General features: G+C 64.1%; 16 protein-coding genes and 1 other RNA gene. 10 read left to right on the forward strand and 7 right to left on the reverse strand.

Annotated features, from left to right (window positions below; translation table 11 throughout):
* The first annotated feature begins 23 nt into the window (after positions 1–23).
* Together K3152_RS06365 and K3152_RS06370 are read left to right on the forward strand one after the other, a co-directional pair.
* Positions 24–1,271 (forward strand): N-succinylarginine dihydrolase, encoded by a 1,248-nt coding sequence (locus tag K3152_RS06365; protein ID WP_221573282.1) that lies wholly within the window; start codon positions 24–26, stop codon positions 1,269–1,271.
* Between the two features lie 147 nt (positions 1,272–1,418).
* The gene (locus K3152_RS06370) at positions 1,419–1,673 is read left to right on the forward strand and encodes a hypothetical protein (protein ID WP_221573283.1); all 255 of its coding nucleotides are present in this window, start codon (positions 1,419–1,421) and stop codon (positions 1,671–1,673) included.
* 352 nt (positions 1,674–2,025) lie between these two features.
* On the opposite strand, the gene ssrA is transcribed toward K3152_RS06370, so the two are convergent.
* Both ssrA and mscL read right to left on the reverse strand, forming a co-directional pair.
* Positions 2,026–2,371, reverse strand: a transfer-messenger RNA (tmRNA) gene (ssrA, locus tag K3152_RS06375).
* 29 nt (positions 2,372–2,400) lie between these two features.
* Positions 2,401–2,868 carry a large conductance mechanosensitive channel protein MscL gene (gene mscL / locus K3152_RS06380; RefSeq protein ID WP_221573284.1) on the reverse strand — a complete coding sequence of 156 codons (468 nt, stop codon included), beginning with the start codon at positions 2,866–2,868 and terminating at the stop codon, positions 2,401–2,403.
* Positions 2,869–3,018: 150 nt separating this feature from the next.
* On the opposite strand from mscL, the gene K3152_RS06385 reads away from it, so the two are divergent.
* From K3152_RS06385 to K3152_RS06405, 5 genes are read left to right on the forward strand one after another with little or no spacing between them, the layout of a single operon-like run.
* Positions 3,019–3,639 (forward strand): LemA family protein, encoded by a 621-nt coding sequence (locus tag K3152_RS06385; protein ID WP_221573285.1) that lies wholly within the window; start codon positions 3,019–3,021, stop codon positions 3,637–3,639.
* Between the two features lie 20 nt (positions 3,640–3,659).
* Positions 3,660–4,496: a TPM domain-containing protein gene (locus K3152_RS06390; RefSeq protein ID WP_345719771.1), complete on the forward strand. Its 837-nt coding sequence runs from the start codon at positions 3,660–3,662 to the stop codon at positions 4,494–4,496.
* Positions 4,496–5,170, forward strand: coding sequence for a TPM domain-containing protein (locus tag K3152_RS06395; RefSeq protein WP_221573286.1), 675 nt, complete (start codon positions 4,496–4,498; stop codon positions 5,168–5,170). The genes K3152_RS06390 and K3152_RS06395 overlap by 1 nt, the downstream gene beginning before the upstream one ends.
* Before the next feature lie 2 nt (positions 5,171–5,172).
* Positions 5,173–5,724, forward strand: coding sequence for an NUDIX hydrolase (locus K3152_RS06400; RefSeq protein WP_221573287.1), 552 nt, complete (start codon positions 5,173–5,175; stop codon positions 5,722–5,724).
* The gene (locus K3152_RS06405; protein WP_221573288.1) at positions 5,721–6,515 is read left to right on the forward strand and encodes an SDR family oxidoreductase; all 795 of its coding nucleotides are present in this window, start codon (positions 5,721–5,723) and stop codon (positions 6,513–6,515) included. The genes K3152_RS06400 and K3152_RS06405 overlap by 4 nt, the downstream gene beginning before the upstream one ends.
* Before the next feature lie 96 nt (positions 6,516–6,611).
* On the opposite strand, the gene K3152_RS06410 is transcribed toward K3152_RS06405, so the two are convergent.
* From K3152_RS06410 to K3152_RS06420, 3 genes are read right to left on the reverse strand one after another with little or no spacing between them, the layout of a single operon-like run.
* Positions 6,612–6,833, reverse strand: a complete 222-nt coding sequence (locus K3152_RS06410; protein ID WP_221573289.1) for a PspC domain-containing protein — start codon at positions 6,831–6,833, stop codon at positions 6,612–6,614.
* Complete coding sequence (locus K3152_RS06415; RefSeq protein ID WP_221573290.1) at positions 6,830–6,949, reverse strand: recombination protein F; 120 nt, start codon at positions 6,947–6,949, stop codon at positions 6,830–6,832. The genes K3152_RS06410 and K3152_RS06415 overlap by 4 nt, the downstream gene beginning before the upstream one ends.
* Before the next feature lie 41 nt (positions 6,950–6,990).
* Positions 6,991–7,110 (reverse strand): recombination protein F, encoded by a 120-nt coding sequence (locus K3152_RS06420; protein WP_221573291.1) that lies wholly within the window; start codon positions 7,108–7,110, stop codon positions 6,991–6,993.
* A 231-nt stretch (positions 7,111–7,341) separates the two neighbouring features.
* On the opposite strand from K3152_RS06420, the gene recF reads away from it, so the two are divergent.
* Entirely contained in the window at positions 7,342–8,421 is a 1,080-nt protein-coding gene (recF, locus tag K3152_RS06425; RefSeq protein WP_221573292.1) for a DNA replication/repair protein RecF, read from the forward strand.
* Here recF and K3152_RS06430 read toward each other — a convergent pair.
* A complete protein-coding gene (locus tag K3152_RS06430) occupies positions 8,418–9,095 on the reverse strand; it encodes an arylesterase (protein WP_221573293.1) in 678 nt (225 codons plus the stop codon). The two genes, recF and K3152_RS06430, sit on opposite strands and share 4 nt — an antisense overlap.
* 68 nt (positions 9,096–9,163) lie before the next feature.
* On the opposite strand from K3152_RS06430, the gene K3152_RS06435 reads away from it, so the two are divergent.
* Positions 9,164–9,853 (forward strand): ABC transporter ATP-binding protein, encoded by a 690-nt coding sequence (locus K3152_RS06435; protein WP_221573294.1) that lies wholly within the window; start codon positions 9,164–9,166, stop codon positions 9,851–9,853.
* The gene (locus K3152_RS06440) at positions 9,850–12,357 is read left to right on the forward strand and encodes an ABC transporter permease (protein ID WP_221573295.1); all 2,508 of its coding nucleotides are present in this window, start codon (positions 9,850–9,852) and stop codon (positions 12,355–12,357) included. Before K3152_RS06435 ends, K3152_RS06440 begins: the two co-directional genes overlap by 4 nt.
* On the opposite strand, the gene K3152_RS06445 is transcribed toward K3152_RS06440, so the two are convergent.
* Entirely contained in the window at positions 12,354–12,854 is a 501-nt protein-coding gene (locus K3152_RS06445; protein ID WP_221573296.1) for a DUF805 domain-containing protein, read from the reverse strand. The genes K3152_RS06440 and K3152_RS06445 overlap by 4 nt on opposite strands.
* Positions 12,855–12,911: the final 57 nt, after the last annotated feature.

Here is a 12,911-nt window from a genome sequence, read left to right on the forward strand (position 1 = left end):
CGCTCGATACGAACGGAATGAATATGCTTCAGGAAATCAACTTCGACGGCATCGTCGGCCCGAGCCACAATTACGCCGGCCTCAGCCTCGGCAATATCGCCAGTGCGAGCCACAAGGGCGACACCTCCTATCCGCGCGCAGCAGCCTTGCAGGGTCTCGCCAAGATGCGCTCGAACATGGCGCTGGGTCTTGCGCAGGGTTTCCTCCTGCCGCTGCCCCGCCCCAATGGCGACCTCATCCGCGGCCTCGCGATCGACGAGACCGCACCGCGTCAGCTGCTTGCCGCAGCATGGTCGGCGTCGAGCATGTGGACCGCCAATGCCGCTACCGTCAGCCCCGCGCCCGACACGGCAGACGGGCGTTGCCACCTCACTCCTGCCAATCTCGTCACCATGCCGCACCGCGCGCAGGAGTGGCAGGACACGCAGGCGCAGCTCGCCGTGGCGTTCGGCGACGAGCAGCACTTCACCGTCCACGATGCCATCCTTCCCGCTTTCGGAGACGAGGGCGCAGCCAATCACATGCGCTTTTGCGAAGACCATGGCTCGGCAGGTGTCGAGGTTTTCGTCTGGGGCAAGCAGGGCGGGAAGTTCCCCGCGCGCCAGCACGAACAGGCCAGCCGCGCCATCGCGCGCCTCCACGGGCTCGACCCGGCCAAATGCGTTTTCATCGAACAGAACCCCGAGGCTATCGAGGCGGGCGCCTTCCACAACGATGTAGTCTCCGTGGCAAATGAGCGCGTGCTCTTCACGCACGAACGCGCCTTCGCCGACCAGAAAGGCGCTTACGAGGCCATCCGCGAGGCCTTCCCTGCGCTGGAAGTGGTCGAAGTGCCCGAAAGCGCGGTCAGCCTCGAAGAAGCCATCAGCACCTATCTGTTCAACGCCCAGCTTCTCACCCTGCCGAGCGGCGAAATGGCGCTGGTTGTGCCGAGCGAATGCCAGGAAAGCGCGAGTGTCTGGGCCTATTGCGAGAGCATGCTCGCCAGCAATGGCCCCATCCGCAAGGTCATCCCCGTCGACGTAAAGCAGTCGATGGCCAATGGCGGCGGCCCCGCCTGCCTGCGGCTGCGCGTCGTGGCGGACCCGGCCACGGTCGACCAGCGCTTCATGCTCGACGAGGCCAAGGCCGACCGCATCGAGGCAGTCGTCGCCGAAATGTGGCCCGAAACCATCGACCCGCAAGACCTCGGCAGCGATTCTCTGGCCAATCGCGTCATCGAAGCGCGCGAGGCTCTGCTGACTGTCCTATCCTTGGACACTCTCGCCTAAAACGGGTGCACAAAAGTTAACCGCCTCGACTCATCGTCGGGCGTTCTTACACTCGGCTCCAAGTTAACCACGCGACTCGGCAGGAACGTGTCTCTGGCACGCCCGTTGCATGAGTAGAGGTTAAGAAACAGGAGCATAGCGCCACCCATGTGGACCAAGGTGAAAAGGCTGTTCGTGATCAAGACGCGCTGGGAAGCGTATCTGATCATCTACGCCCTCGCCCTTGGCGCGATGACCCGCGGGGCGGACTATACCGTCCAGTATCCCGGATGGCCGGGTTATCTCCTGATGGCGGCTACCGCAGGCGCGGTGTTCCTCGGCGGTGCGAAGATACTGGATGCCATTAGGTATGAGCAGGAGGCGAAGGCTGCGGGCGCCCCGGGCGACTCTCCTCAGGGATGACAAAGACTTCTCAAAAGCTCTTTCATCGCATTGGAATTGCATTTACCCCAGAAACTAGCACTGGCTGGGGGTGCCTATTGCTCACGATTATTCTCATCCTAGCGATAGTCTTCATCGCCGAAGCGCCGGAAACTTCTGCGATACGCTTTCTTGCAGGGGCCCTTGCCGCCGCAATTTTCATCATGTTCTTGAGATTCGCTAGGAAGCATAGCTGAAATAAAGGTGGGGGGTTTCTGTTGCTAGCTACCCTAGACCTTCGTTTTAGGGACGAGGACCGTCGCGCCTTGGCGATCTTGGCTCTCTCGATCTGACGAAGGTGGGGGTTTCTGTTGCTAGCTACCCCCGGAGCCCCGGAATCCGCTTCTGTTGCCCGGTGGGTCCAACCGCGCTTTAGCTTTGTAAATTCAGGCCGTTAGGCCGTCAAATTACGCTGCGAGAGCGAGTGCTTCGTTATCGTTGGCACTTGTGTGTTGTGAACAGTTTTACGGGTTACTCAGCCCGGACGAAAACACCGTCTTTCAGCACACGTCGATCCTGGTTCGGCCCCGTCAAAAACCGCAGCATCTACCGCGGGTTATGGTGGAGCCGCCGGGTACTGCCCCCGGGTCCGTTGTACCTATTACACGGCGCAATTTATCGCCATATCCGGCTCGCGCCGGCAGGTCCCATATAGCGATCAATCGCTTAATGTGAAGTGTATCCCCTCGCGAAACCGCAAGGGGACATTTCACCCCATCGGCCCTTCTTCGGGCGCATAGTCCGGACGCGCGGCGCGCAGTTCGTCGCGGATTTCCTTGAGGATATCGAGCTCGGTCGGACCCGAGGGTGCTGCCTCTTCCTTTTCCTCGAACTCTTCCATCACCTTCTTAGCGTAGCGAACCAGCAAGAAAATGATGAAGGCCAGGATCACGAAATTGATCACCGCGGTCATGAAGCTGCCGTAACCGATCATCGCAGCCCCCGCTTCCTGCAGCGCGGCATAATCGTCGAGCGGGCCGTCATAGCCTTCAGGCGTGTCGAGCAGGATGAAATAGCGGCTGAAATCCACCCCGCCGAAAATCGCGCCGATGACGGGCATGATAATCTCGTCGGTCAGCGATTTGACGATCGCCCCGAAGGCCGCGCCGATAATGACGGCGACCGCCAGATCCATGACGTTACCCTTGGCGATGAAAGCCTTGAAATCCTTGAGCACGCTTAGTCCCTCCACTGACCCGGTTGTTCGTGTCGCTTTAGTGGCATGACAATTATGCGCTCTCAAGCCTGCTTCGCTTGAAACCCGTGTCCGCCGTGCTATCTCGATAAGACAGTTTGCCAGTTTGGCCGTTCAAGGGGAATTTCCGACATGAACCGTATCTTCGCCATCCGCACCTTCCTGCTCGGCGCCTTCGCGCTCGCGCTGTCGGCCTGCGGCATCAACTCGGTCCCGACCAAGGAAGAAGCCGCCAAGGCCGAATGGGCCAATGTGCAGAGCGCCTACCAGCGCCGCGCCGACCTCATCCCCAACCTCGTGTCGACCGTCCGCGCAGCGGCATCTTCGGAAGAGGAAATCCTCACGCAGGTCATCCAGGCACGCGCTTCGGCGACGCAGACCACGCTCAACGCCGACGACCTCGGCGATGCGGAGAAGTTCCGCCAGTTCGAACAGGCGCAGGGCAATCTCGGCAGCGCCTTGAGCCGCCTGATGGTGGTCGTGGAGAAGTACCCCGAACTGCAGAGCCAGCAGCGCTTCGCCGACCTGATGGTCGCGCTCGAAGGCACCGAGAACCGCATCGACAACGCGCGCACCAAGTATAACGAGGCCGTGCGCGATTATAACACCACCATCCGCACCTTCCCCGACACCATCGGCGCGAACATCATCCATGGGGCAGAGCCGATGGAAACCTTCCAGGCCGAAGCAGGCTCCGAAACTGCGCCCGATGTCGATTTCGGTGACATGGACACGAGCGGCGCAGCCAACTGACCAGAGAGGTTTCACCACACGTGAAACGCTTCATCACCATGCTGGCGCTGATCCTGGCGGCCCTCGTGTCGCCAGCCTCGGCGCAGGATTACCCCGCGCGCCCTGATGGCCCTGTTTATGACGCGGCGGAGCTTATTCCGCCTGCCGAAGAAGCGCGCCTCGTGGAAAAGCTCACCAGCTATAACCGCGAGACGGGGCGGGCCATTGTCGTCGCTACCGAAGCAACGACAGGTGGCTATGACACGCAGACTTATTCGCGCGGTCTGGCCGAAACATGGGGTATCGGGGGTGAAGAGACCGAACAGGGCGTGCTCCTTTATATCGCGCGCGACGACCGGCAGATGTGGATTTCAACCGCCCGCGGGGCCCAGGGCACACTGACCGATATCTCGGCCGGGCGCATCGTGCGCAACACCTTGCGTCCCGCCTTTCGCGAGGGCGATTTTGCGGGCGGCATCGACCGCGCGGTCGACCAGATGATCGAGCGGCTCGACATGGATCCGGCAGAAGCGGCTGCCATCGCCGAGGCCGAGGCTGCGGCAGAGCGCAATCGCAGCAGCGAAGGCGGCTTCCCCATCGGCGGGCTTATCTGGTTCGCCTTCATCTTCTTTTTCTTCATCCTGCCCATGCTGCGCGGTGGCGGACGCAGGCGTCGCTACAAGCGCGGCCCCTGGGGCGACACCGCGCGCGACATCATCCTGTGGGAGGCCGGCAAGGCCATTGCCCGCGGCATCGACGGCGGCAGTCGCGGTGGCGGCTGGGGCGGTGGCGGCTTCGGTGGCGGAGGCGGCGGTTTCGGCGGCTTCGGCGGCGGAGGCGGCGGCTTCAACGGCGGCGGCGCGGGAGGCGGCTGGTAATGGGTTACCTTAGCGAAGAGAAACACGCTCTCGTCACGGCAGCCGTGGCGGAAGCGGAGCTGAAAACATCCGGCGAAATCGTCACCGTCTTGGCCGACCGGTCGGATGGTTACACCGACGTTATTCTCGTATGGGCAGCTGCGCTCGCATTCTCGGCGATGAGCCTGTTTGCAGCATTCCCCGAGCCTTTCCTCGAGTTTTGGGACAGCCTTTCGGGCGGCTGGGGAACCGACTGGACGACCGGGGGCCTCGCCACGGTCACCATCCTGCTGGGCCTGCTGGCATTCGCGCTGACGTGGGCATGCTTCTCGCATCCGGTCCTCCGCTACCGGGTCATCCCGTCGCCGGTGAAGGAAGCGCGCGCGCATGAGGCGGCCATACGCCACTTCAAGGTCGGGGCCGAGCGCCGCACGCATGGACGCACGGGCGTACTGCTGTATCTCTCGATGCGCGAACACCGCGCGGAAATCGTCGCGGACGAGGCGATTGCCACCCGTGTCCCGGCAGAAATCTGGGGCGAGGCGATGGTCGACATGCTCGCCGAGGTCAGCCGTGGCCGCATCGCCGAAGGTCTCGCGGCGGGCGTGCGCGATGTGGGCAAGGTGCTGGCCGAGCACTTCCCGCGCGATGCGGATGACCAGAACGAATTGCCCGACCGGCTTATCGAGGTCTGACCATGGCCGTTCCTGACCACGACGCGCCCGAAGAAGTGATGTGGCAAGGCCGTTTCGTTACGGCGAAAAAACGCGGACGCTGGGAATATGTCTCGCGCAGCCGCGGCATCCGCGCGGCCGTCATCCTCGCAGTGGACGAAGACGACCACGTCCTGCTGGTCGAGCAGTACCGCGTCCCGCTGGGCCGCAATTGCATCGAACTGCCCGCCGGCCTCATCGGCGACGATGACGGGGCGGAGGACGAAAACCCCCTCGCCGCGGCGGGGCGCGAGCTGGAGGAGGAAACCGGCTACCGCGCCGACACGCTCGAGGACATGGGCTGCTTCTATTCCTCCCCCGGCATGGTGAGCGAGGCCTTCACCCTTGTACGCGCGCGCGGTCTCACCAAGATCGGCGAAGGCGGCGGAGTCGAGGGCGAGAACATCACCGTCCACCGTATCCCCTTGTCGGGACTGCAGGAATTTCTCGACACAAAACGCGATGAAGGTTGCGGCGTGGACGTGCGTATGCTCCTCCTGCTGGGACAAGCCATTATTGAGGGAGAAGAGGCATGACAGGCAGGCGCAAGGGTCGCTGCGAAGGGAAGCTGGCGCTGGTTACCGGCGCCGCCCAAGGCCTGGGCGCGGCCCATGCCCGCAGGCTCGCCGAAGAAGGCGCGCGCGTCCTGTGCACCGACATCAATGGCGACGGGGCCGAAGCCACCGCGGCGCGCATTGTCGAGGAAGTGGGCTCGGGCCATGCCCATGGCATCCAGCACGATGTAACCGATCCCGATGCCTGGGAGCGGGTTGTCGATGCGGCCGAGCGCGAACTGGGCGGTCTGAACGTGCTGGTGAACAATGCGGGCATAGGCGTCGCCGGAAATATCGAGACCTGCGATTTCGACGACTGGAAGCGCTGCTTCGCGGTCAATGTCGATTCCATTTTCCACGGCTGCCAGAAGGCCCTGCCGCTGATGCGCGAGCATGCGCCCGGCTCCATCATCAACATCTCCAGTATCGCCGGCCTCATCGCCAGCGACACCATGCCGGCCTACAATTCGAGCAAGGCGGCGGTGTGGATGCTGTCGAAATCCATCGCGCTCCATTGTGCGAAGAACAACATGGATATCCGCTGCAACTCGGTGCATCCGACCTTTGTCGACACCCCCATCCTCGACGGGACGGCGAAGTCGCATAATCTCGACAAGGATGTGCTGATGGAAAAGCTCGCCCGGCAAATCCCCCTGCGCAAGGTTGGGGAACCGGACGATATCGCGAATGCGGTGGTTTATCTCGCCAGTGACGAGAGCAAGTTCATGACCGGTGCGGAGCTCAAGCTCGACGGCGGTATCTCGGCCATGTGACGTGCGGCGGGCGCATTGCCTGCCGACAGGAAAGTCCGACCCTTCTCGCCCGATCCCGGACCCTCATGTCCGGGATGGCCGCTCGAAGGATCGAACTCAGTCCGCAATCAGTCCGATTGCGAGGTAGATGAGCGCCGCGGTGCCGAAGCTCAGGAATGCGCCGACCACGAAGCCGAGGCGGACCCAGGTGCTGTCGATACCGGTGTAGCGGCTGATACCCGAACACACACCCATCAGCTTGCCGCGCGAATGATCGAGACGGAAGCCCTTGGCAGGCTTTACGGCGTGATCGTTCTCACGAAACTTCAGCTGGCTCATGCGAGGACTCCATTGGGCGATGCGGGGATGATGGCCGTGGCGAAGAAGACGGCCGAGACGGCGAGCGAGAAAACGGCTGCGAGGACCTTTCCTCCATATTTGTCGGTGTCGAACATATTTCCTTTCCTTTGCGAGTAATATGCGCTGCGCTGCCGTGTCAGGCGATGAGGCCGGCGGGCGAAGCGGGGACGATGGCCATGGCCATCAGGAGGGCCGAAGCGCCGATAGCGAAAACCGAAGCGAAGGCCTTGTTGTGGGCGAAGTCGAAAGCGAACATTGTGTCTAATTCCCTTGAACCTTGGTCACTCCGCCGGACCATCCAGCGGACACCAACGGCATTGCAACGGGTGTGCCAAACTCGAAAAATGGCGGAATTCTGCGGATTGAAGTTTAACATCTGACACCACCGACGTTCATCAATCCGAAAGGTTGGGAAATTTCACCAACTTTTGGATACGGTATTTCGGCTGGCTAGTCGCGCACCCGCACGCTACCGCTTTTTGCCTCCATGCTGGACCGCATTTCCCTCACCCGTTTCCGCAACCACGAGGCCACCGAACTGGGAGGGACCTCGCGTTTCAACCTGCTCGTGGGCGAGAACGGGGCGGGCAAGACGAACGTACTCGAGGCACTGTCACTCCTCTCTCCCGGTCGCGGGCTGCGACGCGCGGCGCTGGCCGACATGGTCCAGCACGGCGCTGACGAGGGCTTCGGCATCGGTGCCAGCCTCGGTGCAGGCGAGGAAGAGCCTGTCCGCCTCGCCACCTATTCCGAGAGCGGCCATCCCGGCCGCCGCAAGGTCCGCATCAACGGGGCTGAGAGCACTGCCACCGCGCTTGGCGAATGGATTGCGCTCACCTGGCTGACCCCGGCGATGGACGGTCTTTTCACCGGCCCCGCCGCCGACCGCCGCCGCTTCGTCGACCGCATGGCGCTGGCACTCGACCCCTCTCATGCCGCCCATGCCGCGCGCTACGAAGCCGCCTTGCGTGAACGCAACCGCCTGCTCTCCGACGACCGCCCGCCCGAAAGCGGCTGGCTCGACGCCATCGAAACGCAGATGGTCGAGCATGGCGGCAGGCTGATTGCCGGGCGCGCCAGTTTGGTCGATACGCTGATGGCGCGCATTGCACATATGCCGAGCGAGCCGTTCGCCCGGCCTGCCCTCACCTATGCGCCCGGCGGCGCCGATACGCCCGAAGCGCTGTCGCAGGCATTGTTCGACGGCCGCCAGCGCGACCGTGCGGCGCAGCGCACGCTCGTCGGCCCGCATCGCGACGAACTGGAAGTGGTCCACGCCGCCAAGCGCGTGCCCGCTGCACAAAGCTCAACCGGCGAACAGAAAGCCATGCTGGTGGCCATCACCCTCGCCCATGCCGCACTGGCCGCGCAGGGCCGCGCAGGCGTCTTGCTGCTCGACGAAGTGGCCGCCCATCTCGACCCCGTGCGCCGGGCGGCGTTGTTCGACCAGTTAGCCGCCAGCGGAGCGCAGGTCTGGATGACCGGAACCGAAGTCGGCCCCTTCGACAGCATTGCCGATGACGCGGCCATCTGGCGCGTCTCGGGCGGGGCCGTAGAGCGCGCTTAGTTTTCGGGCAGGGCCGCCTGCACCTCGTCCAGCGTATCGGCGACCAGAGCGTCAATGCCTTCAGCCGTCGGGTGGATACGGTCGGACTGGAACAGCGCTGGCTTCTCGTAAATGCTCTCCAGCCAGAACGGCACGAGGTCGGCCCCGTATTCGCTAGCAAGCTCGCCATAAAGCGCGTCGAAGCGCTGCTGGTATTCGGGACCGTAATTGGGCGGTGCGCGCATGCCCATCAGCAGGACGGGAATGTCGCGCCCCTGCAGTTCCTCGAGCATCGCCTCGAAATTGGCGCGTGTGTCGGAAGGACTGAGCCCCCGCAACATGTCGTTGCCGCCAAGCTCCAGCATGACGAGGTCGGGCTTCACCTGCTGCTGGTCGAGCACGAAGGCGAGCCGCTGGCGACCGGCCGCGCTGGTATCGCCCGACACGCCCGCATCGATCACGCGCGCGTTCAGGCCTTCCTGCCGTAGCGCCCGCTCCAAACGCTCGGGATAGCCCTCGTGCTCGGCGAGATTGTACCCCGCGAACAGGCTGTCCCCGAAAGCGAGGATACGGACCTCTTCACCCTCGACCGCGATATCTTCTGGCGCTGATGAAGCCGTTTCTTCCGCCTCGGGAGCAAGCGCCTCCCCCGCCTCGCTCCCGCATCCCGCCAGTGCGAGGGCGATTACAGACATCGACAAACTCATGAGACGCATCGGCGGACTTCCTTGTGTGGACATTCGCCATCTGCCATCGCAGCCGCGTGACCACTTCTCAAGATGCGATTTGCGCGCGCGATTTGCGCCTCACCCTCGGCTCCTCCGAAGCACCGGTGGAAATCCTCAAAGGGCTCGACCTCACCATTGCGGCGGGCGAGACCGTGGCGCTGCTCGGCCCATCGGGTTCGGGCAAGAGCTCGCTTATGGCGGTGCTTTCGGGCCTCGAACGCGCGACCAGCGGGACCTTGCAGGTCGCGGGGCAGGACTTTGCCGCGCTCAACGAAGACGAACTCGCCCGCGCGCGTCGCGGACGCATCGGTATCGTGCTCCAGGCTTTCCACCTCCTGCCCACCATGACTGCTTTGGAGAACGTCGCGACGCCGATGGAACTGGCAGGCGAAAGTGATGCGCAGGACCGCGCCCGCACCGAGCTTGAGGCAGTCGGTCTTGGCCACCGCCTCGACCACTACCCGCAGCAGCTTTCAGGCGGCGAGCAACAGCGCGTTGCCATCGCCCGCGCGATTGCAGCCCGTCCCGACATCATCTTCGCTGACGAACCCACCGGCAATCTCGACGCGGCAACGGGGCACGAAATCGTCGAACTGCTGTTCAGGCGCCGCGAGGAAACCGGTGCGACACTGCTCGTCATCACCCACGACCCCGAACTTGCCGACCACTGCGAACGGGTGCTGACGCTGGGCGACGGCAGGATTGCGAGCGATACCGCCAAATGAGCTGGGCCACCGCCTGGAAAATCGCCCGCCGCGACCTCAACGCGCGGTTCAAGGGGTTGCGGCTGCTGCTGGTGTGCATCTTCCTCGGCACGGCGGCATTGGCGGCCATCGGCTCGCTGACCGCCGCTATCGAACGCGAATTGGCGGCCAACGGACAGGCCTTCCTCGGCGGCGATGTTCAAATCGAACTTTGGCAGCGTGGTCTCAACGAGGAGGAGCGCGGCGCACTGGAAGAACTTGGCACAGTATCGTCAGGCACACGGTTGCAGGCGATGGCGCGCAAGGACGACATTGCCGCGCCGGTCGAACTCAAGGCCGTCGACACCGCATACCCGCTCTACGGCACGCTGGTGCTCGATGGCGGACGCGAGGCGGGAGCGCCGACGGGCAATGAGGCCTATCTAGCGCCCGGGGCGGCCGACCGGCTTGGCGTGTCAGAGGGCAACGCGTTTCTCATCGGCACCGAGACCCTTACCGTCGGCGGCATCATCGAGGACGAGCCAGACCGCCTCGGCGAGGGCTTCCAGCTCGGCCCGACCATCATCGTGGCCGAGGACCTGCCAGCGCGCGCAGGCCTGCTCGCACCCGGCGCGATGTACCAGTCCAAGACGCGTGTCGCGCTCTCAGAGCAACGCGCGCCCGAGCAGGTCGCCGTGGACCTGATGGAGCAATTCCCCGATGCGGGCTTCGACATCGACACAGCCGACCGCGCAGCGCCGGGCACCGATCGCTTCGTCGAGCGCATGAGCGAATTCCTGACGCTGGTTGGTCTCGCCGCCTTGGTCATTGCAGGCATCGGTATTGGCGGAGGCGTCTCGTCCTATCTCGATGCGCGGAGGCAATCGGTCGCCACGTTGAAGGTTTTGGGAGCCGACAGCCGCGACATCGCGCGCGTCTACGCTCTGCAGATTTTCGCTGCCTCTGCGGTGGGGAGCCTCGCAGGACTGGCGGTCGGCGTGGCCGTCGTGCCCATTCTCGCGAGCGCTCTCGATGGGCTGCTCCCGGTCAACGCGGGTTTCGTCTTCGACCCCGGCGCGTTGCTGCTCGCAGCAAGCTACGGGCTGCTGGTGGCGCTGGTCTTCGCTGCCCCGCCGCTGATGCGAGCACGCCACTTCCCTGCCATGGCCCTGATGCGGGCTCGGGTGGCCCCTCTCGCGCGCGACAAGTCGGCAGTGCTGGTTGTCATCGTGGGCCTTGCCGCCATCGTCGCGCTGGCCCTGCTCACCTCGACACGCCCCATGCTGGCTGGCGGCTTCCTTGCCGGAGCCGCAGTCGTGCTCGGTCTGCTCGCACTGCTCGGCTGGCTCATCCGCAAGGGAGCGGCAGCCCTACCCCGCCCGCAAAGCCCCATCGCGCGCGCTGCATTGGCCAATATCCACCGGCCCGGTTCGAGCACCAGCGCACTGGTGACGGCGCTTGGCTTCGGCCTCGCTGCCTTCGTGCTCCTCGCGGCCATCCAGAGCAGCATCGACGGCAACATCGAGAGCCGCGTGCCCGAGCAGGCACCCGACTATTTCGTGCTCGACGTGCCGCGCGACCGCGAGGCCGACTTCCGCACGCTGGTGGAAGAAACCGATGCCGATGCGCAGGTTCGCTCGGTCGCGGCCCTACGAGGCGCAGTGCTGGCTTTCGGGCCCAAAGGCGACCTCACGCGCACCTCCACACTCGAGGAAATTCCCGACGGCGCATGGGCGCTGCGCGGCGAACGCGGGCTGACCTATTCCGAGGATGTGCCCGAAGGAAATGCGCTCACCGGCGGCGAATGGTGGGGCCCGATGTACGAGGGAGAACCGCTTGTCTCGGTCGACGAGGAATTCGCCAAATCTGCGGGCCTCGAAATCGGCGACAAGCTGGTCTTCGGCGTGCTGGGTGCGGAAATCGAGACGCGCATCGCCAACACGCGCCGCATCGACTGGGAGAGCATGGGCTTCAACTACGTATTCGTGCTCAGCCCCAATGCCTTGCGCGACACGCCGCACAACCTTGCTGCCACCATCGAATTGTCGGACGGCACGCCCACCGGACCGCTGCTGCAATCGCTGGTCCGCGAGTTTCCCTCCACCTCGGTCATCGAGGTCGGCGGCGTGTTGCAGCAGGCGCGCACCATCCTCGAACAGGTCGGCCTTGCCACTCTGGCCGCGGCGAGTGTCGCGGTGCTGGCGGGGCTCGCCGTCCTGCTGGGCGCTATCGCAGCCGCGCGCGCCTCGCGGACCTATGACACGGTCGTCCTTCGCGTACTGGGCGCGGACCGCAAGCAGGTGCTGACGATGCAATTGGCGGAATACGCCTTCCTTGCCGGAGCACTGGCGCTGGTTGCTCTGGGCCTCGGCACGCTCACGGCGTGGTTGGTGGTAACACAGCTTTTCGAGTTCGACTGGCTGCCCGACTGGGGACAGGTCCTCGCCGTGCTGGGATTGGGTCTCGCCGTCGTGCTGGCCTTTGCCGTGGGTGGTTCGCTGCCCCTGCTGCGCGCCAAGCCTGCGCAGGCGCTGAGGGCGCTCTAGTCCCGATTGACCCGCGCCGCCGGCAGCGGGATGCCGTCGCTCTGGCGTTTGAGCTTGAGTTCGCCAGGCACATCCTCGCGGCCCTTTGGGTCAGGCCCGAAACGGTTTTCGTAAGGTTGCCCGTCCTGCACATACCAGATGATTGCCCAAATGGTCCCGATGTAGGGAATGAGGATGATGAGATACCACCATCCCGACTTGCCGAGATCGTGCAGTCGCCGGATGGCGAGCGCGAGATGGACCCACCCGAGAAAGACGAACAGCGGCCCGCCAACATAGAGAAGCAAATCGTTTGCGCTCTCACTCATGGGAGGAAGCGCGTCGAAAAGGCTGCTGCCCTCCGCGCCCTCGGCGAGGGGAAACAGGAGATTGGCCACAGTCGCCATGCCGATCCACAGCACCAGCAGGGCCAGCGTGAAGACCCAGTATTCGCGGCGCCGCGAACGACCACGGAAATCGGTCAGGCGTTTGATGGGAAGGACGAGATATTCGAGCATGAACGCGCACCCTGGACATGAAAAAGGGAGGCCTTCCAGCCTCCCTTCCCGTTAGTG

Source organism: Qipengyuania polymorpha (assembly GCF_019711435.1).
Lineage (GTDB): Bacteria > Pseudomonadota > Alphaproteobacteria > Sphingomonadales > Sphingomonadaceae > Qipengyuania > Qipengyuania polymorpha.

What these genes read in the sequence shown, in the direction of transcription:
- K3152_RS06415 (WP_221573290.1), bottom strand. Translation starts at nt 6,949, where the DNA reads ATGTTCGACACCGACAAATATGGAGGAAAGGTCCTCGCAGCCGTTTTC.
- recF (WP_221573292.1), top strand. Translation starts at nt 7,342, where the DNA reads ATGCTGGACCGCATTTCCCTCACCCGTTTCCGCAACCACGAGGCCACC.
- K3152_RS06385 (WP_221573285.1), top strand. Translation starts at nt 3,019, where the DNA reads ATGAACCGTATCTTCGCCATCCGCACCTTCCTGCTCGGCGCCTTCGCG.
- K3152_RS06410 (WP_221573289.1), bottom strand. Translation starts at nt 6,833, where the DNA reads ATGAGCCAGCTGAAGTTTCGTGAGAACGATCACGCCGTAAAGCCTGCC.
- K3152_RS06405 (WP_221573288.1), top strand. Translation starts at nt 5,721, where the DNA reads ATGACAGGCAGGCGCAAGGGTCGCTGCGAAGGGAAGCTGGCGCTGGTT.
- K3152_RS06430 (WP_221573293.1), bottom strand. Translation starts at nt 9,095, where the DNA reads ATGTCTGTAATCGCCCTCGCACTGGCGGGATGCGGGAGCGAGGCGGGG.
- K3152_RS06400 (WP_221573287.1), top strand. Translation starts at nt 5,173, where the DNA reads ATGGCCGTTCCTGACCACGACGCGCCCGAAGAAGTGATGTGGCAAGGC.
- K3152_RS06365 (WP_221573282.1), top strand. Translation starts at nt 24, where the DNA reads ATGCTTCAGGAAATCAACTTCGACGGCATCGTCGGCCCGAGCCACAAT.
- K3152_RS06395 (WP_221573286.1), top strand. Translation starts at nt 4,496, where the DNA reads ATGGGTTACCTTAGCGAAGAGAAACACGCTCTCGTCACGGCAGCCGTG.
- K3152_RS06370 (WP_221573283.1), top strand. Translation starts at nt 1,419, where the DNA reads ATGTGGACCAAGGTGAAAAGGCTGTTCGTGATCAAGACGCGCTGGGAA.
- K3152_RS06420 (WP_221573291.1), bottom strand. Translation starts at nt 7,110, where the DNA reads ATGTTCGCTTTCGACTTCGCCCACAACAAGGCCTTCGCTTCGGTTTTC.
- K3152_RS06440 (WP_221573295.1), top strand. Translation starts at nt 9,850, where the DNA reads ATGAGCTGGGCCACCGCCTGGAAAATCGCCCGCCGCGACCTCAACGCG.
- K3152_RS06445 (WP_221573296.1), bottom strand. Translation starts at nt 12,854, where the DNA reads ATGCTCGAATATCTCGTCCTTCCCATCAAACGCCTGACCGATTTCCGT.